Annotated in this window: 23 protein-coding genes; 4 read left to right on the forward strand and 19 right to left on the reverse strand. The window is 30.4% G+C overall.

The window, feature by feature from the left end; genetic code table 11:
• Positions 1 to 160: 160 nt before the first annotated feature.
• From ACJDT4_RS01425 to ACJDT4_RS01480, 12 genes are all read right to left on the reverse strand, one after another.
• A complete protein-coding gene (locus tag ACJDT4_RS01425) occupies positions 161 to 1,006 on the reverse strand; it encodes a YitT family protein (RefSeq protein WP_406785743.1) in 846 nt (281 codons plus the stop codon).
• A gap of 156 nt (positions 1,007 to 1,162) precedes the next feature.
• The gene (locus ACJDT4_RS01430) at positions 1,163 to 1,525 is read right to left on the reverse strand and encodes a type II toxin-antitoxin system PemK/MazF family toxin (RefSeq protein ID WP_406785744.1); all 363 of its coding nucleotides are present in this window, start codon (positions 1,523 to 1,525) and stop codon (positions 1,163 to 1,165) included.
• On the reverse strand, positions 1,482 to 1,805 hold the full coding sequence (locus ACJDT4_RS01435; protein ID WP_406785745.1) for a CopG family ribbon-helix-helix protein: 324 nt from the start codon (positions 1,803 to 1,805) through the stop codon (positions 1,482 to 1,484). Before ACJDT4_RS01435 ends, ACJDT4_RS01430 begins: the two co-directional genes overlap by 44 nt.
• A gap of 118 nt (positions 1,806 to 1,923) precedes the next feature.
• Positions 1,924 to 3,084 (reverse strand): alanine racemase, encoded by a 1,161-nt coding sequence (alr, locus tag ACJDT4_RS01440; RefSeq protein ID WP_406785746.1) that lies wholly within the window; start codon positions 3,082 to 3,084, stop codon positions 1,924 to 1,926.
• 128 nt (positions 3,085 to 3,212) lie between these two features.
• Complete coding sequence (locus ACJDT4_RS01445) at positions 3,213 to 3,851, reverse strand: germination lipoprotein GerS-related protein (protein WP_406785747.1); 639 nt, start codon at positions 3,849 to 3,851, stop codon at positions 3,213 to 3,215.
• A 51-nt stretch (positions 3,852 to 3,902) separates the two neighbouring features.
• Complete coding sequence (locus ACJDT4_RS01450) at positions 3,903 to 5,399, reverse strand: NAD(P)H-hydrate dehydratase (RefSeq protein ID WP_406785748.1); 1,497 nt, start codon at positions 5,397 to 5,399, stop codon at positions 3,903 to 3,905.
• A 1-nt stretch (position 5,400) separates the two neighbouring features.
• Complete coding sequence (gene acpS, locus ACJDT4_RS01455) at positions 5,401 to 5,775, reverse strand: holo-ACP synthase (protein ID WP_406785749.1); 375 nt, start codon at positions 5,773 to 5,775, stop codon at positions 5,401 to 5,403.
• Positions 5,776 to 5,988: 213 nt separating this feature from the next.
• Complete coding sequence (locus tag ACJDT4_RS01460) at positions 5,989 to 6,342, reverse strand: DUF6514 family protein (protein WP_406785750.1); 354 nt, start codon at positions 6,340 to 6,342, stop codon at positions 5,989 to 5,991.
• A gap of 227 nt (positions 6,343 to 6,569) precedes the next feature.
• Positions 6,570 to 7,142 (reverse strand): hypothetical protein, encoded by a 573-nt coding sequence (locus ACJDT4_RS01465; RefSeq protein WP_406785751.1) that lies wholly within the window; start codon positions 7,140 to 7,142, stop codon positions 6,570 to 6,572.
• Positions 7,143 to 7,389: 247 nt separating this feature from the next.
• Positions 7,390 to 8,682: a hypothetical protein gene (locus tag ACJDT4_RS01470; RefSeq protein ID WP_406785752.1), complete on the reverse strand. Its 1,293-nt coding sequence runs from the start codon at positions 8,680 to 8,682 to the stop codon at positions 7,390 to 7,392.
• Positions 8,679 to 9,803, reverse strand: a complete 1,125-nt coding sequence (locus tag ACJDT4_RS01475; protein WP_406785753.1) for a DUF58 domain-containing protein — start codon at positions 9,801 to 9,803, stop codon at positions 8,679 to 8,681. Before ACJDT4_RS01475 ends, ACJDT4_RS01470 begins: the two co-directional genes overlap by 4 nt.
• Before the next feature lie 48 nt (positions 9,804 to 9,851).
• Positions 9,852 to 10,802, reverse strand: a complete 951-nt coding sequence (locus ACJDT4_RS01480; protein WP_406785754.1) for an AAA family ATPase — start codon at positions 10,800 to 10,802, stop codon at positions 9,852 to 9,854.
• A 321-nt stretch (positions 10,803 to 11,123) separates the two neighbouring features.
• Between ACJDT4_RS01480 and ACJDT4_RS01485 the strand changes: the two genes are divergently transcribed.
• The 3 genes from ACJDT4_RS01485 to ACJDT4_RS01495 all read left to right on the forward strand — a co-directional run bounded on the left by ACJDT4_RS01485 (position 11,124) and on the right by ACJDT4_RS01495 (position 16,223).
• Entirely contained in the window at positions 11,124 to 11,372 is a 249-nt protein-coding gene (locus tag ACJDT4_RS01485) for a TM1266 family iron-only hydrogenase system putative regulator (protein ID WP_406785755.1), read from the forward strand.
• Between the two features lie 14 nt (positions 11,373 to 11,386).
• Positions 11,387 to 12,802: a [FeFe] hydrogenase H-cluster radical SAM maturase HydG gene (gene hydG / locus ACJDT4_RS01490; protein WP_406785756.1), complete on the forward strand. Its 1,416-nt coding sequence runs from the start codon at positions 11,387 to 11,389 to the stop codon at positions 12,800 to 12,802.
• Between the two features lie 871 nt (positions 12,803 to 13,673).
• A complete protein-coding gene (locus tag ACJDT4_RS01495) occupies positions 13,674 to 16,223 on the forward strand; it encodes an FAD-dependent oxidoreductase (RefSeq protein ID WP_406785757.1) in 2,550 nt (849 codons plus the stop codon).
• Positions 16,224 to 16,263: 40 nt separating this feature from the next.
• Here ACJDT4_RS01495 and ACJDT4_RS01500 read toward each other — a convergent pair whose 3' ends face one another.
• From ACJDT4_RS01500 to glmM, 3 genes are all read right to left on the reverse strand, one after another.
• Positions 16,264 to 16,884 carry a hypothetical protein gene (locus ACJDT4_RS01500; RefSeq protein ID WP_406785758.1) on the reverse strand — a complete coding sequence of 207 codons (621 nt, stop codon included), beginning with the start codon at positions 16,882 to 16,884 and terminating at the stop codon, positions 16,264 to 16,266.
• 158 nt (positions 16,885 to 17,042) lie between these two features.
• Positions 17,043 to 17,861, reverse strand: a complete 819-nt coding sequence (locus tag ACJDT4_RS01505) for a YihY/virulence factor BrkB family protein (RefSeq protein ID WP_406785759.1) — start codon at positions 17,859 to 17,861, stop codon at positions 17,043 to 17,045.
• A 311-nt stretch (positions 17,862 to 18,172) separates the two neighbouring features.
• Positions 18,173 to 19,522: a phosphoglucosamine mutase gene (gene glmM / locus ACJDT4_RS01510; RefSeq protein ID WP_406785760.1), complete on the reverse strand. Its 1,350-nt coding sequence runs from the start codon at positions 19,520 to 19,522 to the stop codon at positions 18,173 to 18,175.
• 236 nt (positions 19,523 to 19,758) lie between these two features.
• On the opposite strand from glmM, the gene ACJDT4_RS01515 reads away from it, so the two are divergent.
• Complete coding sequence (locus ACJDT4_RS01515) at positions 19,759 to 20,400, forward strand: MBL fold metallo-hydrolase (protein ID WP_406785761.1); 642 nt, start codon at positions 19,759 to 19,761, stop codon at positions 20,398 to 20,400.
• A gap of 68 nt (positions 20,401 to 20,468) precedes the next feature.
• On the opposite strand, the gene nrdG is transcribed toward ACJDT4_RS01515, so the two are convergent.
• The 4 genes from nrdG to ACJDT4_RS01535 form a co-directional block, all read right to left on the reverse strand.
• Positions 20,469 to 20,951 carry an anaerobic ribonucleoside-triphosphate reductase activating protein gene (nrdG, locus tag ACJDT4_RS01520; protein WP_406785762.1) on the reverse strand — a complete coding sequence of 161 codons (483 nt, stop codon included), beginning with the start codon at positions 20,949 to 20,951 and terminating at the stop codon, positions 20,469 to 20,471.
• Between the two features lie 180 nt (positions 20,952 to 21,131).
• Positions 21,132 to 23,240: an anaerobic ribonucleoside-triphosphate reductase gene (gene nrdD / locus ACJDT4_RS01525; protein ID WP_406785763.1), complete on the reverse strand. Its 2,109-nt coding sequence runs from the start codon at positions 23,238 to 23,240 to the stop codon at positions 21,132 to 21,134.
• A 271-nt stretch (positions 23,241 to 23,511) separates the two neighbouring features.
• Entirely contained in the window at positions 23,512 to 24,867 is a 1,356-nt protein-coding gene (locus ACJDT4_RS01530) for a PFL family protein (RefSeq protein ID WP_406785764.1), read from the reverse strand.
• A gap of 13 nt (positions 24,868 to 24,880) precedes the next feature.
• Positions 24,881 to 25,150, reverse strand: coding sequence for an ACT domain-containing protein (locus ACJDT4_RS01535; RefSeq protein WP_406785765.1), 270 nt, complete (start codon positions 25,148 to 25,150; stop codon positions 24,881 to 24,883).

Consider the following 25,150-nt stretch of genomic DNA (forward strand, 5'->3'; position numbering starts at 1 on the left):
GACTGTATCTTGCTTCGCTTTACATCGTCTTTTATTTTATTTTTTGAAGTCATATGCGCTCCCGCGCAAACTCTAGATTATACATAGTGACTGTATCTTGCTTCGCTTTACATCGTCTTTTATTTTATTTTTTGAAGTCATATGCGCTCCCGCGCAAACTCTAGATGTGTATATCTTTAAATCCGTTTCCTAGGACTTCACGGGCATCACTGACGGTTATGAAGGCTGAAGCATCATTTTCCCTTATAAACTGTTTTAGTTTTATAAATTCACTTCGATTAAGTACGCAGTATAGTATATATGTATCATTAAGTGTATATCCGCCTTTTCCTTGAAGCACGGTGCAGCCTCTATCCAGTTCCTCCATTACGAATCTTGATATCTCTTTACTTTTAGAGCTTATTACCATTACTTGCTTGCATACGTTAAGACCTTCTATTACAAAATCAATCATAAATCCATTTATTATTACAGAAAGAAGTGAATACATTCCTATGTCTGCTCCCAATGTCATACCTGCAAACAGAGTAACTATAAAATCTACTAGAAGAAGTGATTTTCCTATGTCTATATGCAAAAACTTATTTATTATTTTGGCTACAATGTCAGTTCCTCCAGTGGACGCATTTTGATTGAATATAATTCCCATCCCAATAGCTGAAAGAAATGTACCAAAAACAGCTGCAAGAAGTAAATTTTTTGTTATTGCTCCATATGGAATAAATTTATCCATCAATATTAAAGAACCACTTAGGCAAAAACTCGCATACAAAGTTTTAAATCCAAATTTACTCCCAATAACTATCATAGCAATAGTAAATAATATTGCATCCATAGCTATCATTAATACACCAACTGGCATAAAGCTAAAAAAGCTATGTATTATTATAGCTATACCCGAAGTTCCTCCTGCGGCTATTCTGTTAGGCTCAAGAAAAAACTTTATGGACATAGCTACTAATATATCTCCTAATGTTATAAATGCAAACTCTTTAAATTTCTTCATTAAATCACCTCATAATATATGTATAGATAGACAACATGAAAAATTAAAATGATCAATTTCATAATTTTACAAGTAATACTCTGACTAAGTAAAAGCACTACCCTTATAAAGAATAGTGCTCAAACTATACAAATTTATACTAGAAACAAGCTTAATTTATTCACTTTTCGATAAGCCCACACTAACTTGAAGGGCAGTATCTACTTTTTCCATATCAATATCTGTCATATGACCTATTTTTTCCTTAAGTCGTCTTTTATCCAAAGTTCTTATCTGTTCAAGTAAAACTACTGAATCTTTGTTAAGTCCATACTCCTCTGACGATATCTCAACATGTGTTGGGAGCTTTGCCTTATTTATCTGAGAAGTAATAGCTGCAACTATTACAGTTGGACTATACTTGTTACCTACATCGTTTTGAATTATAATAACTGGACGTATACCACCTTGTTCTGATCCAACCACAGGACTTAGATCAGCATAAAATATATCTCCTCTTTTCACTATCATTATCGTCATCAGGAAAATCACTCTCCGATAGTATCACTTCATATTGATCTAATTCTTCTAAATAAGAGGATATACCAAGCTCAGAGATTTCAGCATTTATTTTGCCCATCTCAATATAACCTCTTTTAATGTCTTCAGCCTGATCAAGCTTTTTTTTCCTCTCTATATATAATATTATTGCTTCTCTAATAAATTCACTTCTTTTTTTTCTATCTTCTTTAAGAGCTTTATCAAACTCACTACAAAGCTTTTCTGAGATGTTTATCACTAATCTCTTCGAATTTGACATACAAAAATTAATACCTCCTAAAAAACATCACAAATATATGTATTTAACTTATTATAATTCAATAAATGTCAATATGTCAAAGGATTTGTTAAACTTTTGTGCTTCCAATATGTGCCATCTATATATAGTTCCTTATTTTCACAACTTTTTCATTACTTATATACACTCTTGGAACTCTTTTGCTTATCATGCAGATAACCTCATAATTTATAGTTCCAAGCGCTTCTGCTATGTCATCTGCTGTAATAGATTTTCCATGAGCTTCCCCCATAAGCACAACCTCATCTCCAACCTTTACATCCGGAATATCAGTTACATCAACCATACATTGATCCATGCATATTCTACCTACAATATTAGCAAATTTTCCATTAATAATAACCCTTGCCTTATTGGAGAGCATTCTTGTAAATCCATCAGCATAACCTACAGGAAGTGTTGCAATTAGACTTTTCCTTTTACATTCAAATTTTCTTCCATAGCTTATAAACTCTCCGTTTTTCATTTCTTTTATATGCACTATATTAGTTTTCAACTCCATTGCTGGTTTTAGGCTAAGTCTACTCTTGTCAACATATTCTGAAGGATAATATCCATAAAGTATTATGCCTGGTCTTACAGCTTCAAAGTGTGTCTCTGGAAGTTCCATTGTAGCAGCACTATTTGCAATATGCCTTATATTTATACTTACTCCTTTTTTAACAAGCTTATCATAAAACCAATTAAATCTTTCAAATTGAAGATAGGTATAATCTTTATTTTCTTCATCTGCTGTAGAAAAATGTGAAAATAATCCCTCAATTTTTATTTTAGGAAATTTACTTATTTTATACACATCGTCAACACTTTTTTCATCTGGCATAAATCCAATTCTTCCCATACCAGTATCAAGTGCTATGTGAATCTTTACATCAACATTTCTTTCTTGAGCCATTTGAGACAATTCCTTAGCATAGTCAACTGAAAATACAGTTTGTTCTATATTATACTTAAATAAGTTTTCTCCTATGCTAAGGGGGGTATATCCTAATATCATTATAGGACAATCTATCCCAGACTTTCTAAGCTCAACAGCTTCACTTAAAACAGCAACTGCCAATCTATTTGCACCATTTTTAAGAATAACTGGTGCAACATCAACTGCTCCATGCCCATAAGCATCAGCTTTTACTATACCTATTATATCTCTACTTTTTGAACATTGTCTTATCTTCTGCATATTATATGCGATATTATCTAAATTTATTTCTGCCCATACTGGTCTTATATGTCTAAACATTTAATTTCACCGTCCTAAAAGCTGCTATTTTTGTACACAATTTTAATGATACATTAAAACTATATTCATCACAAGAACCACCCATAATTGTATATTTCATTATATTGGTACTTATTATCCTCAAAATATCACAGCTTAGGAACCTCAAATAATTTATCATCTAAATTATCATTAGGTATAAAATTACTATATTCAATTTCCATTTTTTCTTTATTGTCCTCATCGCATATAATCACCTTATATGGTACATTATTTTTTCCATTTACATACATAACAGCATATTTTGTATTCCTGTTTTGGTTTGGTATCTCAATTTTTATAAGAGCATATTCAACTCCATTAATTTTTCTTATTGAATAGTTTATATTTTGATTAGTATAAAGCATTCCAATATATTCACCTATAAAACTAAATTTATATATATCATCTTGTTTATCAGCTTTAGCATAGGCTTTATTATTCTCTTTATCAAAAACATATACCGCATTTTCCTTATAAATCAAATTTCTCTCTTTGTTTATTTCTAACCTATATCCTTTGCCATATAAATAGTACTGACGGCAGTTGTATTCCAAATTTTGTTTATCATTTTTCACTATGAACTTCATATCACAGCTGTAGCTTTTAAGTTCCTTTAAATGATCTACAACATTTTTGTCTCTAGAATTTATTGCCCTTAAAAGGTAATATGTACCCGCTATTGCAGCAATAATAATTATAATGCATCCACATAAAAATATTTTAAACAGTTTTGCTTTCTCTTTCACCAATACTCCTTGTTTAAAATTTCTATTACTAAATTCATATTCCTTTAGAAATTAATTTATGAATGTTTTTATTGAATATGGAATTTCCTTTATTATATCTGAAGCTGTAACACTGAACATTTTTTTTGAAAGTGTTTCACCACAGTATCCATGAATATAAGCTGCCATACAAGCAGCCTTAAATGGATGATAATTCTGTCCTATAAAAGATGCTATCATTCCTGTTAAACAGTCACCCATTCCCCCAGATGCCATTGCACTATTACCAGTAGAATTTACTGCTGTAAACTTACCATCTGTTATAACTGTATTGTAACCTTTGAGCAAAACTATTACGTCAAATTGGCGTGCAAAATCCTTAGCTATCTCTATTCTATTACCCTTTATTTCTTCAATAGACATATTCGTAAGTCTAGCCATTTCTCCAAGATGAGGTGTTATGACAACAGGTGCTACTTTGTTTGATAAAAGAGAAATATTGTCTTTAAGCACATTTATTCCATCAGCATCAATAACAATTGGCGATTTTGATGTACAAATTACTTTTTTTAATATATCAAGTGTAACTTCGTTGTTCCCCATCCCCGGTCCTACAGCAACTACACTACTGCTTTCTATAAGTGTATTGATCTTTTCTTCTTCATCATAAGCCACAGTCATTGCTTCTACTAATTTTTCGCTTAATACATTTTGAATTTCCCTATTTGTGCATAATGTAACAAGTCCAGAACCTGTTTTCACGGATGCTTCTGTAGAAATATATGCAGCACCAGAATATCCTACTGAGCCAGCAAAAATTATAACCTTCCCATAATCTCCTTTATGAGAGTACTTATTTCTTCTTACTATACCCTTCTTAATTATATTTTCATCTAAAATAAAATTATCATCACAAAACTTGTCTAGCACAAATTCTGGAATACCTATATTTTCTACAAGTATATCTCCAGTATATGCATCAGTTTCATACTTTAAAAATCCAGTTTTATATACTTCAAAAGAAACTGTTTTATTTGCTCTTATGGCATTTCCCATTATTAATCCATTATCACTATTTAATCCTGAAGGCACGTCAATAGATAAAATATATTTCTTGCTGTTATTTATTTCAGAAATAATTTCACTAAATATACCTTCTATATTTCTATTAATTCCTGTACCAAAAATTGCATCTATTATAATTTCTGATTTATTAAGCATATCCTTAAAATAAGATATATCTTCTCTTCTACTTATATTAATGATATTTAATTTCATATTGTTTATTATCTCATAATTAACTTTACAATCACTGCTCATTTTTTCAGCATCGCCAATCAAAGCAACAGTAACATTTTTATCTTTTTTATAAAGTTGTCTAGCAGCAGCAAAGCCGTCTCCCCCGTTATTGCCAGTGCCACATACAATCAATATATTTTTTACGTTATCATCTACATTTTTAGCCACCTTAAATGCAGCATTTTCCATAAGCACTATACTTGGTATCTTAAGCTCTTGAATGCAAAATTCATCTATTTTTTTCATAGTCTCAGCATTTGCAAACCTCAAACTAAAGCACCTCCAAAACCGCATATGCAATGGCACTATGCCTATCATGTGAGATGCTTATATGCATTTTATATTCTCCATTTTTTTCTGCTATTTGCTTAGCTTTTCCTCTTAAAGTTACAATAGGCTTACCTAATGAATTTCTATCAATTTCTACATCCTTTAAGTTAAACCCTCTAAAACCTGTACCTAAAGCCTTAGAGACGGCTTCCTTCGCAGCAAATCGCCCTGCTACATATTCTGCTCTTAGATTTCTTGTTTTTAAATATTCAATTTCATTTTTACTAAATAGCTTGTCAATAAAATTTGCATTTAATTCTACTGCTTCCTCTATCCTAGATATTTCTATTGTATCTACTCCAATCCCTAAAATCATAACCTTCACCCCTTTAATTGTTTTACCACTAATGCTGTCAATTATATTAACATATGTACCAAAATTATAAGGACAATGGAACTGACACCAAACTACGTATATGCTTAAATTATATATACTAGAAGCTAAAGAGTAAAGTTTTGTAAACAATTACACGAAAATGATTTTTAATTTTATAAATTTGACAATATAAAAAAGGGAGTAGCTCCCTCCCTAACAACTTAAAATATCATTATAAAAACTATCGTAATCTGATGCATATTCATCAATGCACTCACCAATAATTTCAACAAAGTTAATTGGTGATACTATATTTTCATACAAAATCTTAAGGAGATTATGTACTTTGTACCTATCAGAACTTATATTTTTAACCCCATCATGATCTACATTCACAAGATTACCATTAATAAAGTCTCTCCTATCAACCTCTATTCCATAAGATTGAATATTCATAATTCCACTAGCATAGCTTAAAGATACCTCACCTTTAGTAAGCATATACTCATACCTACACACTCTATCCTCTACTTGAATTTCCTTAATCATAGATTCAACTATCTCCATGTATCCAACCTCCCTATATTTATGATAAAATATTAACACAAGCATTACAAAAATTCTGTCAATTCATGATAGTTGAATCTTTTTTTCATTCATATTTTTTTGACACTAAATTTTTTTTATATTATTTTACTACATTATATTTTATATTTCTTAATGTTTAAAAAACGTTTTCACCCAATATTGCTAAACATAGGAATAAAAGTTGTCGATTTCTTAACACATATGTCTTAAATTTCTTTGCAACCTTCTATTAATAAACCATTTCTTATTCTAAAATATTTGCATATATCCTCTAATACTAAAATTACCAATACCATAAGTGAAATTTTTTTCTCCTTTAATTCTCCTAAATTATAATATTCTTGATACCTGCACAATATGCTTTTGTTGCACCTTATATCCTTGAACATTTCATTAAATATACCATAAAGCACATCAATAGAATTAATTATAAATTTCCTTTTTTCAGCATCGCTTTCGCTGTGCATATAATTTAAAATAGTCTGCAAATCATTACTTTTATAATATTTACTCATGTAAACAAAATATAAATCAGCAGCAAAATTTCCAAGTATTAAAGAATCAATTAATGATATTTCTCTATCAACATTAAAAATTATACTAAATTCTATATCCTGATTACCTTTTCGTATTTCCTCCATAACCTGAATTAATCTTGTATTAAAATCTTTTGTAAAACTTGAATCTATTATATAACAATCTATTTCAGTTGAAATTGCCGTTTCCATAAATTCCATAAACTCTTTGTTTGAATTTTCTACGTAATTTATATTTTCCATTTTACTTATTTGCGCTGAATAGATAATAATAACTAACGCTTTCTCCTTTCGCCCAGTAATTTAAATAAAATCTTTCCATATTATTAAATATTTTTACCATTAATCATACTTTATATACCTACAAATAAATCTTGTATATAATACATTCTATACCATTTTATGTAAAATAAAAACTTCTATTTTTTACATTAAACCTTTAAATTTAAGTTTTATACAATTTTATAACTGAATACTTCTAATTTCTGAATTAACTATCTTTATTTCTTTTATCCAATGTTTTCCTTATTCTTGAATAAACTTTATAAGAGCTATAATATTTATCTTCGTCCACATCTCTTCCTGAAAACTTTGCTTCATTATATATATTAGCTAAAACTTTAATTTCATTATCTATATTAAAGTGTTCCTCAGCGGCCTCTACGAGTTCATTAGCTGTCATTGATTTTTTAAGTATTCCATTTTTAAAAGCAATATATTCAAATTTAGTAAATAGGTAAATCACTTTATCATTAATAGATTTGCCTTTTCTAAGGAAATCAAAAAACTTTTTAGTTCTTTTTTTAGGTTTATAACTTTTAATTTTCTCTCTTTCTTCGAAGACTCCATCAGAAATTTCTCTTACCTTACTATCTGAATATCTTTGCATAAATTTATATATGATGTAAACTATTATCAAAACCACTAAAAATTCTAAAACTAGAGGCATCCAACTCGGAATATTACGGTTATTTACTCCAAATTTAGAATAGTCTAAATTTGAGTTATTCGAACTTTTTATTGGTGAATTATCATTATTCCTTGTAACAGCTTTTAACAATTCAGCTATTATCTTTTTTAAACTTGGTCCTATCCAGTAACAAATTAAGTACACAGATTTGATCATTATATATTCTAATGGAATAATTGCATATGACAGAAGCAATTTTATAAATGAAAAAATTAAGCTTATTAGCTCAAAAACTCTGTTTGAAACCCAATCAAAGCAAAATATTATTAACACTATACTAATTAAAATATCATTTTTAACAGATACCTTTTTATCTAAATTACTTATATATGCTCTAGACTGTCTAAGAAGAATTATTGCTGAAGCCAAATAAATTATATAAAATTTTAATATTTCTTGCTTTCCATATATATCAAACTTACAAATAATTAATGCCGCAGCAATTATTATATATATAGATTTTCTAGCGTAGTCCTTTAATTTATAGTAATCTAGAGAATTCTTATCATACTTTCCAAATAAAAATACTATAAATATGTAATATATCATATCCATAATCAAGTAATTAAAATTATTTATAAAAGCATACATTAATAAAAGAGCAATACTTGAGGATATAAAGGCACTTATAATTTTATTAACCTTTTTATAGCATATATATTGCATAATAAAAATACCTACAAGAGTTATAATGTACAATTTATAATCAGCTTTATTTTCAAAACCAATACCACTCAATGCACTCCAAATTATGTATAAAAATATAAGAAAATTAATTGTATATATATTTCTTATTTGCCTACTTAAGCTCATTGTATCACCCCTTCATAGACAATCTTTTCTATTCCTCTTATATTCTTTAACGCCTTATTCATGGATACATCAATGATTTTAATTGAATATCCAGCTTTTCCGAGTTTAAAAAGCAAGTTCTCACTATCCTCATCAATATATGGTGTTACTAGAATGTATGTGCTGTTTGTAGAAAAGCTTTGTACATTTTGCTTGAGGTAATTATACAAGGAAGTTTGTATATCATACCCTACTCTTGCACAAAACTGAAGTATTTTTTCCAATGAATTTAAGGATGGTTTAATATCAGATTTGCAATAACCATTAAATGATACTAACATAGCATTTGTACCTATTCCAACCGGGATTCCTTCTCCCAATACACTTTTTGCAACAGCTGCCGTAACCTCTATACATTTTTCTATTAACTCCTCATTTATGTTTTGCCAGTGAACTTTTCCGCATTGAACATTTAAAATTATATTAAACTGTATATCTGAAGTATGATCATATTCCTTAACCATGAACTTTCCAAGCTTAGAACTTGCCTTCCAGTGGATATCCTTCATTCTACTTTCAGGGCTATAATTTCGTACACCCTTTATAAAAATTGGATCTTCATAGATCCATCTCTTTACAATAGTGTCACCCTGAATCCCCTTACAATCAAACTTAATTTTATTTATATCTATTTCCTTTGGATAAACCAAAATTTCCTTATAATCTCTAAATTCCTTATTATTATATGAAAAACCAAACATATCTCCTATAATACACTCCATATGGCTTATAATATAGGTTCCTCTTTTATTAGCCACTGCTTTATATGTCCTTCTTACCCTTTCATGGCTCCCTATTGAATAGTTATTTTCATAAACAAAATCATTGCCGTTCCTGGAAGATTTATGGGAATTAGTATATTTTATATTCTTGGTTACAAACTCTTTTAATGTCAAAAAGGAAATTGGAAACCATTTGTTATTTTCAATAACTGTTACTACTTTAAATTCTTCTCCAACTCTAACTAGATTTTTTTCAATTATTCTTTTTATATTTAAATTTTCAAAACCTTTTGTTCTTGTTACTTTTCCTAAATAAATAAGAGCTATTCCAACCACTATGAATACTATATATCCAGCCATAACAATCACTTCCTCAACTTAACTCTACTCTCCACTCCAGTTAATATCTTATCCTATAGCTTCAATTGGAGTTTCCAGTTTGTTTAAAATTTTATTAATGATTTTTTCTCCACCATTTTCAGAATCATAACCATTTTTAAGGATTAATCTATGACTTAATATTGGCACGCTCATTTTCTTTACATCTTCAGGTATAACATAATCCCTATCACTTATAGCTGCATATGCTTGGCAACCTTTCATAAGTGCTAGTGTAGCTCTTGGGCTACATCCAACCTCTATGTCACTGTTGCTTCTTGTTTCACTTATTATATTTAATATGTATTTTTTTATTTCTGAACTTATATGTACATTAACAAATTGTTCTTGTACATATTTTATTTCCTCCATAGTAACCACAGCCTGTAAATTATCTAATGGATCTTCTAGCATAAATCTATCCATCATACTCATTTCTTCATCAAATTCAGGATATCCTAAAGATAATTTCATAAAGAATCTATCAAGTTGAGCCTCCGGAAGTGAAAATGTTCCAAATTGTTCAACAGGATTCTGAGTTGCCATAACAAAAAAAGGTGATTCAAGCTTTATTGTATTTCCTTCAACAGTTACCTGCGACTCTTCCATACATTCAAGAAGTGCAGCCTGAGTTCTTGGCGTAGCCCTATTTATTTCATCTGCTAATATAAATTGACTCAATATAGGTCCTTTTCTAAATTCAAATTCTGAAGTTTTTTGATTATAATAATATATTCCTGTTAAATCTGATGGAAGTATATCCGGCGTAAATTGTATTCTTGTGAAAGTACAATTTAGCGATTTTGCCATAGCCCTTGCAAGTTTAGTTTTTCCAAGACCTGGTACATCCTCAAGTAAAACATGTCCACCACATATAAATGCTGTTATTATATTATCTATACTATCTTTCTTTCCTATTATTACTTTACCTATATTTATAGAAATTTTGTCCTTAAATCCTGTAAATTTTGATAATTCCATATTTTCTCCTCCGATTATTGATAAAACCACTAATTCATAATGTTACTACATAAGTAAAATAAAATCAACAAATAATTACAATTAAGAAAAATTTAACAAATAAAAATTATAATTGATTAAGTTAAATTTTTATGCGATAATATAGTTGTCTGTTTTGTGAGATTTTCTTTCAATTATGGACAAAGACAAATAACAATTAGCTTAGATTTTCTAATTACACAGTATTTAACCGTGTAAAAGGAAGGGTTTGAATTAAGCATTTATTTTAAGCAATATAGACCTTCCTGTATGGAGGGTGTTTTTATTTTTGAGGTGATTATTTTGGATAAAAGAATTGCTGTTGTAGGAATAATAGTAGAGAATTTAGAAATGGCAACAGAAGTCAATAAAATACTCCATACGTATAGTTCAATAATAGTTGGAAGAATGGGTATCCCCTATAGAGAAAGAGGACTATCTGTTATTTCAATTATAGTAGACGGCACTTCAGATGAATTAAGTGCCATGACAGGAAAGCTCGGTAAAATATCTGGTGTAAGTGTAAAATCAGCTATGTCCAAAAAATCTTAGGAGGCTAATAGCTTATGCTTAATCATGAAAAAGCAGATTTTATTGATGACGCAAAAATACACGAATATCTTGAATATGGTAAAGAAAAAGCAAAAGATAACGATTTTGTAAATGAAATTATCGACAAAGCTTCAAAATGTAAGGGGCTTGATCCTAAAGAAGTATCAGTGCTACTCCATATTGAAGATGACAATACACTTGATAAAATATACAAAACTGCAATAAGAATAAAACAAAACATTTATGGAAATAGAATAGTAATGTTTGCTCCTCTTTATATAAGTAGTTACTGCGTTAATGGCTGCAGGTACTGTGGATATAACTGTGAAAACAAAGGCGTAAGAAAAAAACTCACTAAAAAGGAACTAATACGTGAAGTTGAATTAATTCAATCCTTAGGTCATAAAAGAATTGTTCTCGAAGCCGGTGAAGACCCTGTAAACTGTCCTATAGACTATGTTACAGATTGCATGAAAACAATTTATGAGGTTCATAGTGGTAATGGTGAAATGAGGAGAATTAACGTTAATATTGCAGCTACAACAATTGAGAACTACAAAAAACTTAAGGCAGCCAAAATAGGTACTTATACTTTATTTTCTGAAACATACCATAGAGAAACATATAGTAAAATGCATCCAACAGGTCCAAAACACGATTACGACTACCACATGACAGCACTTGAAAGAGCCATGGAAGCTGGAATTGATGACGTCGGAATTGGTGTTTTATATGGCTTATATGATTATAAATACGAAACTATTGCAATGTTTTTACACTCTAAGCATCTTGAAGAAAGGTTCAATGGAGTTGGTCCTCATACAATATCAATGCCTAGAATAAGACCTGCCCGTGGAGTTGATTTTTCAAACTTCCCTTACCTTGTTTCTGATCATGACTTTAAGAAGCTTGTTGCAATATTAAGACTTGCAGTTCCTTACACTGGAATGATTTTATCAACAAGAGAAGAACCTAAATTTAGAGAAGAAGTTATATCTGTTGGAATTTCTCAAATAAGTGCTGGTTCTGCTACAGACGTCGGAGGTTATGAAAAAGAATTTGGAGATAGCTCTCAAGTTGATCCTCCACAATTTGTAGTAAATGATGATAGAACTCCAATTGAAATATTGAAATCACTATGTGCAAAAGGATATATTCCAAGTTACTGCACAGCTTGTTATAGACAAGGAAGAACGGGTGAACGTTTCATGGCACTTGCTAAGTCTGGCCAAATTCATAACTGCTGTCTTCCTAACGCAATACTTACCTTTAAAGAATATTTAATTGATTATGCAGATGATGAATTAAGAGAAATAGGTAAGAATACAATAGAAAAGAATCTAGAACAGATTACTTCTGAAGCTACAAAAAAGGAAACCATTGCTAGACTAGCTAGAATTGAAAATGGTGAAAGAGATCTTTATTTTTAAAACTTAATATAAAAAATCCAAGAAAAACGACTGTCTAAAAAGCAGCCGTTTTTCTAATTAAAGCTTAAACTAATGCTGTCACCTCATATTGCTTTTAATATGTTGTATTGTGACATATAAAGTTCATAGTATGAAGCCTTTTTACTCATAAGCTCCTCGTAATTTCCAATCTCAATGATTTTTCCATTATCCACATACTTGAATTCAACAAAGTGAAGCAATAACAACCATGATAATAACCATTATCATTATAAACCTATGCTGCTTTACATAGCCAAAATCCATTTTAAACTGTCCATAAAAATTCCTTCAACTTATCTATTTACCTTTACAATTATGTGTTAAAATAAATATGAAAATATGAATGAAATTCACATTGGATTTAATAATATAAATATAAGAAATTTTTCTCCTAATCACATTACCAAAGAAATCTTTTTAGACATATTTAATTTCAAAAAAACATATAATTATAACTTTTAATTTTCATAAAAGTCCAATATAGTTAAAGAAATTATTTCCTATATACATAATATTTCTTTGTATAAAATATCTAAAAACATGTGCTTAAGTCCTGTATATCTCTAAAATATTTAAGGAGGAAACAGGAGTATTTACCATAAACTACATCATTAAAATAAGACTTAAATAAGTTAAAACCTTACTAATTGATACCACATTTTCTGTTAAAACTATAGCAAAAAGTGTTACTATAATGATCCCTATTACTTCGGTAAATTATCAAAAAAATATTATGTTATTTCTTCTTCTTGCTATAAAAATAGATAAAAGTATTGATTTTTACGTAAATTAACATTAAAATATAATTAATAATTATTATCCTTTAATAATAATTTAAGGAGTGATAAAGATGAAAGCAATTGAAATAAAAAAAGACATTTATTGGGTTGGTGCCCTTGATCCTAATCTTAGGATTTTTGACATAGTAATGTATACACCGTATGGCACAACCTACAATTCCTATGTTGTAAAAGGTTCTAAAAAAACAGCTGTTTTTGAAACTGTAAAAGAAAAGTTTTTCGATGAATATCTAGCAAGACTTGAATCTCTTAATGTTGATATTAAAAACATAGATTATATTGTGGTTGATCACACAGAACCAGATCACGCAGGTTCCGTAGAAAAGCTTCTTGATATCGCGAAAAATGCAAAAGTAGTTGGTTCAAGTACAGCTATAAAGTTTCTAAAAAATATTGTAAATCGTCCTTTTGAAGCTATTGAAGTTAAAGATAATTCTTCATTAGATCTTGGTGGAAAAACACTTAAATTTATTTCGGCTCCTCTTTTACATTGGCCTGATACAATATATACTTATGTTCCTGAAGAAAAGCTTCTTATAACTTGTGATTCTTTTGGCTGCCATTATTCAAGTGAAAAAATATTTAACGATCTTATAGAGGACAAAGAAAAGTATATAGATGCACTAAAATATTACTTTGATTGCATAATGGGTCCATTTAAGCCTTATGTTCTTAAGGCATGTGCTAAAATAGAAAACTTGCCAATAGATATAATCTGCCCAGGACATGGTCCTATATTAAGAGATGATCCAAAAAAAATTGTTGAGCTTTATAAAAAGTGGAGTACAGAAGAAGACATATTTAAGAGAAAAGAAATAACTATTTGCTATGTATCAGCTTATGGTTATACAAAAGAAATTGCTGATAAAATATCAGAAGGAATAAAATCTGTAGATGATTTTACTATAAACTCTTTTGATGTAACTTATAGTAAAGAGGAAGAGATTATACAAAAACTTAATTCTTCAGTAGGTTTTCTTTTTGGCTCACCTACTATAACTAGTGATGCTTTAAGGCCAATTTATGACATAATAAACTCACTAAATCCTATAATTCATGGTGGAAGATTTGCTGGAGCTTTTGGTTCCTATGGTTGGAGCGGAGAAGCTGTACCTAATATGGAAGAAAGATTGAGACAGCTTAGAATGAGAATTCCTGTTCCGGGTTTAAAAATCAATTTTAAGCCTTCTGACGAAGATAATAATCGTGCTTATCACTTTGGTAAAAGTTTTGCAGAAAAAATAAAGGAAAATTTAAATAAAACTTCTGCTAATATAAAAAGCTCTTCTACCGTAAAGAAATGGAAATGTATAATATGTGGTGTTGTATTTGAAGGAAATGAACCTCCTGAATTTTGCCCTGTGTGTGGTGCCGGCAAAGATCAATTTATAGAAATAACTGAGAATAAAAATTCATTTAAAAGTGAAACTACAGAAAAGATAGTCATCTTAGGAAATGGTGCAGCTGGTTATCATGCTGCTGAAGCTATAAGAAAGAGAAATACCAAGTGTACTGTTGAAATTATATCCTCAGAAAACTACCTGACCTACTTTAGACCAGAACTTTCTGATTACTTAACAGAAAATATTGAAGACAGCAAATTTTTTGTATCCCCTCACGGTTGGTATGAAGATAATAACATTATGTTAAGACTAAATTCCACAGTTGATAAAATTATACCTTCAAATAAGGAACTTTTGCTTTCTGATGGAAGTAAAACAAATTATGATAAACTAATATTAGCAACTGGAAGTCATAACTTTAAACCAGATTTGCCTGGAATTGAAAAAGAAGGAATTTTCACTTTAAAAGATATAAATGATGCAAATAACATTAAGAACTATATGAAATCTTCCAAAAATGCAGTTGTAATAGGAGGAGGACTTTTAGGTCTTGAAGCTGCCTCAGAGCTAAAAAAATCCGGACTAAATGTAACTGTAGTAGAATTTTTCGACAGACTACTTCCAAAACAGCTCGATAAACCTGGAGCTAAACTTTTTGAAAAGCTTATTTCAAAATACAGAATCAATCTCCTACTAGACGATTCCTGCATTGAAATTTTAGGCGATGCTTCAGTTACTGGTGTAAAACTTAAAAGCGGCAAAACAATTGATGCAGATATGGTTTTATTTTCAATAGGAATAAGACCAAACAAAAAGCTTGCTGAAGAATGTGGAATTAAAACGAATAAAGGAATACTAGTTAATGAGAATATGGAAACAAATATAAAGGATATCTATGCTGCTGGTGATGCTGCTGAACTAAATGGAACTATTTATGGTAACTGGACTGCTGCTGTAGAGATGGGTAAGACAGCAGGTGCTAATGCTATAGGCGATAAACTTTCATTTAAAGATTTTGTATCCTCTGTAATATTTGATGCTCTAGGTACCTCTGTAGTATCCTTTGGCAATGTAACAAATGATGAAAATGAAAAACTTGAATTCCTTAATCTTAAATTAAATGAATGCAAAACTTTGTTTTTTATAAACAATGTTCTTTCAGGTGGATACTTAATAGGTAACACCTCTGCCGCAGGAAAACTAATTTTAGCTATGAAAGATAATAAAACCTTAAAAGATACCTTAATTTATATATAATAAATAAAAGCTTTTAACATCCACAGCATGTTAAAAGCTTTTATTTATCTCCTTGGCTACCAAGAAATTTATTCTTACATTGATTCATATAATCTTTATTTGCTTCATCAAAAGATTTATTTGTTTCAAGTATTTTATTCATATTTTTGCTACTTACAATAAATTTGTTTTGAATTCGCTTTTGATTATTTTCCCACATTAATTCATTTTCATTTAAACTAGAGTCATCATTTAAAAAATACCATTTATTATTTTTCTTGATAAGTATAACTATTTCAACATCTGGTCTTGGAGTTGATATACTTTTGAAGTATGCATTGAAGCTACCTGTCATTGCAGCAAGTCTTCCCTCCTTCTTTACATTATAAACACCATTAAATTTAATTTTTTCTATGCTAAAAACACTAAATTTCTTTTTAATAGTCTGTATATCTGCAATACTAGGATTAACAAAAAAACCCTTTAGATATTCCTCATCTTTCGGAATTTCACTTTCGTAATATTCTTTTACAAATTGCTGTATCTCTAATTTATCTTTTTCAAGTTGAGTTTGAGCAACTTTAGCGCCTTTATCATTTTGTCCTTTGCTGCATCCACCAAAACTAAATACCATGGTCAAAGCAATTATAACCACAGTGCATTTAACCCAAAAGCTTTTCACTTTTATACCCTTCCATCCTAAAAAATTTATATACACAAAATCACTTTACATTCGCTTATCATATAAGAACAAAACCGTAAAAAAATTGCTTTTATTTTTATCTTACGCAATTTTAAATTTTACACTAAAATTACTATTGTGTAAATATTTAATATGATTTATTTATAAATATTTTTATTTAATATTGCAGAATTTATTTCTCCACCAAGAATAAGTATAAATGATCCCATAAAAAGCCAAGTCATTAGAACTATAACTGCCCCTATACTTCCATAGATTTTAGAGTAATTTCCAAAGTTATTTATATAATATGAGAATCCAAAGGATGATATCACCCAACCTACAGTTGTAAACAAAGCCCCCCAAATTACATCACTCCATTTATGCTTTTTTGCTGGAGTATACCTATAAACAGCTGAAAATACGAACAGCATTGTTAAAACTAAAATAAAATACTTTATAAAATCCCACAAGAAGGATGTTATTTCTGGATGATGAAACCATCTTGAAATAATAGGTTCATTTACACTTGCAAATATCATCAAAACAGTTATTGCAAATATAGTAATTATAAGACCCATTGTAAATATAAAGGATACCAACTGAACCTTCAAAAATCCTCTTCTTTCTTCTTCTCTATATGACATATTAAGTCCTTTTATTATGGCATTAAATCCAGACATTGATGCCCATAAACTTACAATTAAACTGAAGGACAAAAGATTTCCATTCTTTTTCTCTGTAACCTCTAAAACTATTCCTTTAACTAAACCATATACTTGCTCTGGCATTATTCTTTCAAATATTTGAAGAACCTCATAACCTTTTATATTACTAAATCCTATTAGTGTCATTAAAAATATTAAAAAAGGAAAAAGTGAAAAAAGTAGTCCATAAGCCAATTGAGACGCCAGAGCAAAAATATCATCATCTAAAGATATCTTAACAACTTCAACAATAAATTTTCTTATGTTCAATTTACCCTTCTCCATAGTAGTTTCCTTTCAAAATTTTTTACTTATATATGTTTATTATAACCAAGTAAAAAATATAAACACAATAATATATATAACCTAAAAGTTTTAAAATCTAGTTAACAATGCTGAAGGAACAGTTTAAAAAACTCCTAATAAATCTTGGTAAAAAAATCACAAAATACTTAGATATTTCAATTGTCTGAGCTTATTTTCAGCGAGTTATTGAAATATCTTAGGATCTTGTGATTTTTTTACCTTAGATTTATAGGAGTTTTTTAATGTGACGAAACATTTTTAGTAAGGCAGCTCTATTATCTATTTGCCTTTTCCTGTATTTTCTTAGCCAATCCATGAGCCATTGTATCAAGTAATTTCTGATCTTCTCCCTCAAGCATAACTCTAACAAGTGGTTCTGTTCCAGATGGTCTTATTAGAACTCTTCCATTTCCGTCAAGTTCCTTTTCAATTTTTACTATTTCATCTGCTATTTCTTTATCTGTTATATATATATCCTTCTTATCATTTGGAACCTCTGCATTTGCAAGTACCTGAGGAAGCTTTTTCATCATGGCTGCAAGTTCTGATAACTTCTTTCCACTCTTTTTAACAATAGCTGATAACTGAAGTGCTGTTACAAGTCCATCACCTGTAGTATTATAATCTAAGAATATTATATGACCTGATTGTTCCCCTCCAAGTTTATAACCTTCCTTAAGCATTTCCTCAAGAACATATCTATCTCCAACCTTGGTTTTTACAGTATCAATATTAACCTTATCAAGAGCCTTAAATAGACCCATATTGCTCATTACAGTAACTACAACTACATTTTTATTAAGCTTGCCCTGCTCCTTAAGATATTGACCACAAATGGCCATTATAAAATCGCCATCTATAAGCTTTCCTTTTTCATCAACTGCAAGGCATCTATCAGCATCACCATCAAAAGCAAGTCCTAAATCGCAATTTTTTCTAACAACATAATCCATAAGTTCTTCAGGATGAGTTGATCCACAGTTTGCATTTATATTTATACCATCTGGATCATTGTTTATAACCTTAACATCCGCTCCAAGTTCTCTAAAGGTCTTAACAGCAGTTATATACGATGCTCCATTAGCACAATCTAATGCTACCTTTATTCCTTTTAAATCGATATCTATAGTACTTTTAGCAAATTCTATGTAATCGTCAATTGCAGCTTCTTCAATTACCTTTCTTCCAACGCTCTCACCTGTAGGAAGTGGTACTCCCTCAAAATTACTTTCTATAACGCTTTGAATTTTGTCTTCCAATTCATCAGATAATTTATAACCTGTCCCATTGAAAAACTTAATTCCATTATACTCTACTGGATTGTGAGAAGCAGATATTACTACTCCTGCATCTGCATTATATTTCCTAGTTAAATATGCAACTGCAGGTGTTGGAATTATTCCTACACATATAGCCTCGGCTCCAACTGAAAGTATTCCGGATACTAATGCAGCTTCAAGCATATCTCCAGAAATTCGCGTATCCATTCCTACTAATATTTTAGGTTTGTGGGTTCCTTCTGTTAAAACATATGCCCCAGCTCTTCCTAACTTATAGGCTAATTCAGCAGTAAGTTCCGCGTTCGCTATTCCTCTTACTCCATCTGTTCCAAACATTCTACTCATATTTTAAACCTGCCTTTTTATATTCTAATATTATAAAATTCTAAACTCAAATCGCTATTTATTATAGCATAATTTAAAATCTAGTACAATTACAGTTAATTAATACAAAATACATTTTTATTTTAAATAGTGATATACTTATATATAATCGAATTAATGAAATTCATCCCAGAAAACATCCTTATAGTATACATGAATTTCAAATTTAATATGGTTTATCTTAATTAAGTAGGAGTGTGATAAATTTGAATTTAACTTGGTTTGGTCAGTCTTGTTTTTTAATAGAAACAGATGAAAATAAAAAAATTTTAACTGATCCTTTTGATGAAGCCTTAGGATATAAAGCATATAAAGGTGCAGTTGATGTTGTAACCATAAGTCATCATCACTTTGATCATGATTGCATAAAAAACTTTCCTGAAAATATTTTAATATTTGATAAACCTGGCACATATAAATATGAAAACACCGAAATAATAGGTTTTCCATCCTATCATGATAATTTAAAAGGTGCCGCAAGGGGAAAAAATATCATTTTCACTTTTAAAATAAATAACATAAAAATTTGCCACCTTGGAGATTTAGGCTATGTTCTATCAGAAGATGAGATTAATTCACTTGGAAATATAGACGTGCTTTTGATTCCTGTTGGTGGTAACTTTACCATAGATGGCGATGAGGCTGCAAAACTATGCAGGAAAATAAATAGCAAAATTGTAGTACCTATGCACTACAAAACGCCATTGATTTCACTTCCTATAGATGGTATTGATAAATTCATTCTTAGTATGAAGAATGCAGAAAAACTTCACGAAAGTAAATTAATTATTGAAGAAAATTTAAGTGGAACTAATAGAGTATTAATACCAACCATTTAAAAACAGTGACAGGTGACAAGTTGCGGAGAAAAACTCACCTTAACTTGTCACCTGTCCTTTGTTACTTATCACTGGTTCTTTATTTTTCCGTCTTTAAGTCTTAATACCCTTTGGTTGCTTGATCCCGCATACTTAGGCGCATTTTCCATGAGCTCCATCTTAAACGGTCCATCTACCAGTACATCTAAGTATTTTAAAAGCTCTTTTTTGTATTCGTCATTTCCTGTTGCAATTTCTTCATAGGTATATCCTGTATAGCACCATATATTAAGTTCTAGTTTTTTTATTTCTTTAGCAAGGTCTATAAGTGGCTTTGCTTGTTCGAATGGGTCTCCTCCTGAAAATGTAACCCCTTTAATTAACGGCATGTTGCTTTTAATTCTATCTAAAACATCACTACTATCAACTTTATCACCATATGAAAAATCCTGCATTGCTTCATTCTGGCATTCTGGGCATCTTCTATTACAACCCGATACGAAAAGCACACTTCTAAGTCCTTCTCCATTGACAAGAGAGTTGTCCAAAAAACCAGCTACCTGCAATTTCACTTAATCACCCCACTATTACAGTTAACAGTGGACAATTGATATTAGACAGTTAGAGGTTAATAGTTATTAGTTTACAGTTGTTAGTTATAAGATTTTCCTCTGTCAATTGTCAACTGATTAAAGTATTCAAATTATTACTTGTAAAACAATAGTATTTCTCATTTTAAGCTTTCATGTAACCTATTCGTAAACGTGTTTTCCGCTGGCCTGTGATATTCTATCAGCTCTTTCTGCTGACTTTCCTGCTCCAAATCTTTCATCTAAACTTAAATAACCTGTAACTCTAGAAATTCCTTGTATATCTGTATCACCACATGTTGGGCATTTAGTATCGGAAGTACTTAAATATGTTCCGCAATGTCTGCAATATCTTATGTGGAAGTTTATTCCCATGTAACTTATATTTGTATTACTATAAGCATAATTTATAATATCCATTACAGTTTGAGCATCAGGGTAATCATCAAGTTCAATGTATGATATATGTCCACCATTACATAAAGCGTGATATGGAGCTTCTATATTTATTTTTTCTTTTATTGATATATTATATCCTACTGGAATATGATAGCTATTTGAGTAATAATCCTTATCTGTTACTCCCGGTATTTCACCAAAAATTGCCTTATCCTTTACTATAAACTTTCCAGACAAACCTTCTGCTGGTGTAGCATAACAACTCCAGTTAAGATGAGTTTCCTCTATAAGTCTATCTGTATATTTTCTTATGTACTCAACTATCTTATAGCCAAGTTCTCTTGCCTCTTCATTTTCTCCATGATGATGTCCTATAAGTGCAACAAGTGCTTCTGCAAGTCCTATAAATCCTATTGCCCACGTTCCTTGTTTTAATATAGGATCTATTGAATCTTCTGGCTTTAATCCTTCTGCGCCCTTCATAAGTCCTTGTCCTGCTACAAATGGTAAATCCTTAACTCTAAGTTTCTTTAATACGCTATATCTATTTAAAAGGCTTTCCTTAGCTATTACAAGTCTTGAATCTAAAATAGAGAAAAATCTATCTACGTCCTTCTTTGCTACTATTGCTATTCTTGGCAAATTTATAGTTGTTGGTGCTATGTTTCCTCTTCCCTTAACTCCAGGTTCTCCATTTACATTTGACATTAAGTATGTTCTACATCCCATTGTAGCTGGCAAATAACCTTTATCATAATACTTTTTATTAAAATCAGCATCAATATTCATAAATGTAGGATTCATTCTCTTAGCGGCTACTCTACATGCGAGTTCATAAAGGTAATAGTATGGATCTTCTTTTTCTCTATTTACTCCCTTTTTTACTCTAAATATTATGTTAGGGAAGATAGGTTGCTCTCCTCTACCAAGTCCCTTTTCATATTCCTTAAGAAAAACTTCACAAACAAGTGCTGCATCTTTTGTTTTAGGAATTCCAAGGTTAATAGATGAAAATGGAACTTGCGAACCAGCTCTAGAATGCATAGTATTAAGATTATATACGATACCCTGCATTGCCTGTTCAAGTGCTCTTATAAGCTTTCTTTCAGTTATTTGTTCTATTTTTTCTTCTTCTATTCCAAATTCCTTAAGTTCTTTTCTGATATCAGCTCTTGTTGGCTCAATAAACTCTGCCATGTCATTATCAAAGTCAGGATGAGATTGTCCTCCAAACATATCATTTTGTGTTGATTGGAGCAGTATACATGATAATTCTGCAGCAGATTCTATTCTTTTAGGCTTTCTTATATATCCATAGCCTGTATTAAATCCTCTCGTTAAAACTTCCTTTGTAGGTATATGTAAACAGTTTGTAGTAAGATTATAACTGTCTAAATCATGAAGATAGATGTCTCCATTTTCATGTGCTTTTGAAATCTTTTTAGGCATTACAGCAAGATTATGCCACTTGTTTGATTCGCTTGCTATTCTTAAAAGCTTTGAACTAAAATTATTTCCTACATTAGCATTATCTCTATCTGTTTCAACCCCAATTTTTTCTATAGCTTTCATTAAGTCAGACTTTATATCTCTTACTTTTGTTCTTTCGTTTCTATAATTACAGTAAGCTAAACCTATTTCTCTGTATTCATTTTCAAATAATATATCCTGCACTAGATTTTGTACTTCTTCTACTGATATTTTATTAATATGTTTTCCTTCTAGCTCACCTATAACTTGTTCTGTTAAATTAAGTATATCACTTTCTTTTATATTAAAACCTATTTCATCCGATGCACCTTTTATAGCATTTGAAATTTTATTGGAATCAAATTTTACTTCTCTTCCATCACGTTTTACTACATTTAGCATGAAATTCCCTCCATAACACAATATCTTGTACTTAGCATATTATACATGAGAAAATTTTTTATATCAATTTTCAAATATATCTATTTTATAAGATATACTTTTTTATTATTCATTCTCTTTATTTCTTTCGTTTTTTTATGCCTAAAGCTAACTTGATATTTAAATCTATTCGATAAATCTATTGATATTACTTACATAACTAATTGTAAACCAAATTTTCAATGAGATTAAAAAAAAAATGTTTTCCATAATGCGGAAAACATTTCTATTGTTAGTTTTTGAAGCTGTGTATAGGTGAAGGAATTCTTCCACCCCTATTTATAAAATCTGCTGATGAAAACTTGCTTACTGGCATAACGGGTGCTCTTCCAAATAGACCACCAAACTCAACGCTATCTCCAACACCTAAACCAATTGCAGGGATTACACGTACTGCCGTAGTTTTATTGTTAATAACTCCTATAGCCGCTTCATCAGCTATTATACCTGAAATTGTTTCGGCTGGAGTATCTCCTGGTATTGCTATCATATCAAGTCCAACTGAACATACACAAGTCATAGCTTCGAGCTTTTCAAGATTAAGTGCTCCGCTTTCAACTGCAGCTATCATACCTTCATCTTCACTTACAGGTATAAAAGCACCGCTCAATCCTCCAACATGTGCTGCTGCCATTATTCCACCTTTTTTAACAGCATCATTTAACATTGCCAATGCTGCAGTAGTTCCTGGTGCACCACAAGCTTCAACTCCCATTTCTTCTAATATTCTTGCTACACTATCACCAACTGCCGGTGTAGGTGCTAATGATAAATCAACTATACCAAAAGGGACATTAAGTCTTCTTGAAGCTTCTCTTGCAACAAGCTGACCTGCTCTTGTTATTCTAAACGCAGTTTTCTTTATAGTTTCAGCAACAACATCAAAACTTTCGCCTTTTACTGTCTCAAGAGCTGCCTTAACTGTACCTGGTCCACTAACTCCAACGTTAATTATACACTCAGCCTCTCCAACACCATGAAAAGCTCCTGCCATAAATGGATTATCTTCTATGGCATTTGCAAATACAACAAGCTTCATGCAGTCCATTCCGTTTGTGTCTGCACTCATTTCTGCAGTTCGCCTTATAATTTGTCCCATCTCTTTTACTGCATTCATATTTATTCCTGTTTTACTGCTTCCCACATTTACAGAACTGCAAACTATATCTGTACTGTGAAGTGCTTCTGGAATACAGTTCATCAAAATTTTATCGCCTTTAGTACATCCTTTATGAACAAGAGCTGAAAATCCTCCAATAAGGTCAACTCCAACATTCTTTGCTGCTCTATCAAGAGTTTTTGCATACTCAACATAATCTGTATCATCTGAAGATTCAGCTATCATAGCAATAGGTGTAACTGAAATTCTTTTATTTATTATAGGAATTCCATAGTCCCTCTCTATCTCTTCACCAACTTTTACTAGATTTTCAGCATATTTTGTTATTTTATCATATATTCTTTTTCTAGATTCTTCCCCATTAAAGCTGCAGCAATCCCTTAAGGATATTCCCATGGTTATGGTACGTATATCTAGCTTCTGCTCACCAATCATTTTTATGGTATTCATTATTTCACTAGTATTCATCTGAAATTCTCCTTTATACTCTATTCATTGAATTGAATATACCTTCATTTTGTATTTTTATTGAAACTCCAAGTTCTTTACCTGCTTCATCAAGTTTCTCTTTTATTTCTTCAAATGAAATACTTGAAAAGGAAGTATCTACAAGCATTATCATGGTAAAATACTCCTGCATTATCGTTTGACTTATGTCTAAAATATTAACATCAATTCCTGCTAAAATTGAGCTTACCCCCGCAATAATCCCCACTTTATCTTTACCTATAACTGTTACAACAGCTTTCAT

Source organism: Clostridium neuense (genome assembly GCF_045310695.1).
Taxonomy (GTDB): Bacteria; Bacillota; Clostridia; order Clostridiales; family Clostridiaceae; genus Clostridium_S; species Clostridium_S neuense.

What these genes read in the sequence shown, in the direction of transcription:
- ACJDT4_RS01425 (WP_406785743.1), bottom strand. Translation starts at nt 1,006, where the DNA reads ATGAAGAAATTTAAAGAGTTTGCATTTATAACATTAGGAGATATATTA.
- ACJDT4_RS01430 (WP_406785744.1), bottom strand. Translation starts at nt 1,525, where the DNA reads ATGACGATAATGATAGTGAAAAGAGGAGATATATTTTATGCTGATCTA.
- ACJDT4_RS01435 (WP_406785745.1), bottom strand. Translation starts at nt 1,805, where the DNA reads ATGTCAAATTCGAAGAGATTAGTGATAAACATCTCAGAAAAGCTTTGT.
- alr (WP_406785746.1), bottom strand. Translation starts at nt 3,084, where the DNA reads ATGTTTAGACATATAAGACCAGTATGGGCAGAAATAAATTTAGATAAT.
- acpS (WP_406785749.1), bottom strand. Translation starts at nt 5,775, where the DNA reads ATGATTTTAGGGATTGGAGTAGATACAATAGAAATATCTAGGATAGAG.
- ACJDT4_RS01460 (WP_406785750.1), bottom strand. Translation starts at nt 6,342, where the DNA reads ATGGAGATAGTTGAATCTATGATTAAGGAAATTCAAGTAGAGGATAGA.
- ACJDT4_RS01465 (WP_406785751.1), bottom strand. Translation starts at nt 7,142, where the DNA reads ATGGAAAATATAAATTACGTAGAAAATTCAAACAAAGAGTTTATGGAA.
- ACJDT4_RS01470 (WP_406785752.1), bottom strand. Translation starts at nt 8,682, where the DNA reads ATGAGCTTAAGTAGGCAAATAAGAAATATATATACAATTAATTTTCTT.
- ACJDT4_RS01475 (WP_406785753.1), bottom strand. Translation starts at nt 9,803, where the DNA reads ATGGCTGGATATATAGTATTCATAGTGGTTGGAATAGCTCTTATTTAT.
- ACJDT4_RS01480 (WP_406785754.1), bottom strand. Translation starts at nt 10,802, where the DNA reads ATGGAATTATCAAAATTTACAGGATTTAAGGACAAAATTTCTATAAAT.
- hydG (WP_406785756.1), top strand. Translation starts at nt 11,387, where the DNA reads ATGCTTAATCATGAAAAAGCAGATTTTATTGATGACGCAAAAATACAC.
- ACJDT4_RS01495 (WP_406785757.1), top strand. Translation starts at nt 13,674, where the DNA reads ATGAAAGCAATTGAAATAAAAAAAGACATTTATTGGGTTGGTGCCCTT.
- glmM (WP_406785760.1), bottom strand. Translation starts at nt 19,522, where the DNA reads ATGAGTAGAATGTTTGGAACAGATGGAGTAAGAGGAATAGCGAACGCG.
- nrdD (WP_406785763.1), bottom strand. Translation starts at nt 23,240, where the DNA reads ATGCTAAATGTAGTAAAACGTGATGGAAGAGAAGTAAAATTTGATTCC.
- ACJDT4_RS01530 (WP_406785764.1), bottom strand. Translation starts at nt 24,867, where the DNA reads ATGAATACTAGTGAAATAATGAATACCATAAAAATGATTGGTGAGCAG.
- ACJDT4_RS01535 (WP_406785765.1), bottom strand. Translation starts at nt 25,150, where the DNA reads ATGAAAGCTGTTGTAACAGTTATAGGTAAAGATAAAGTGGGGATTATT.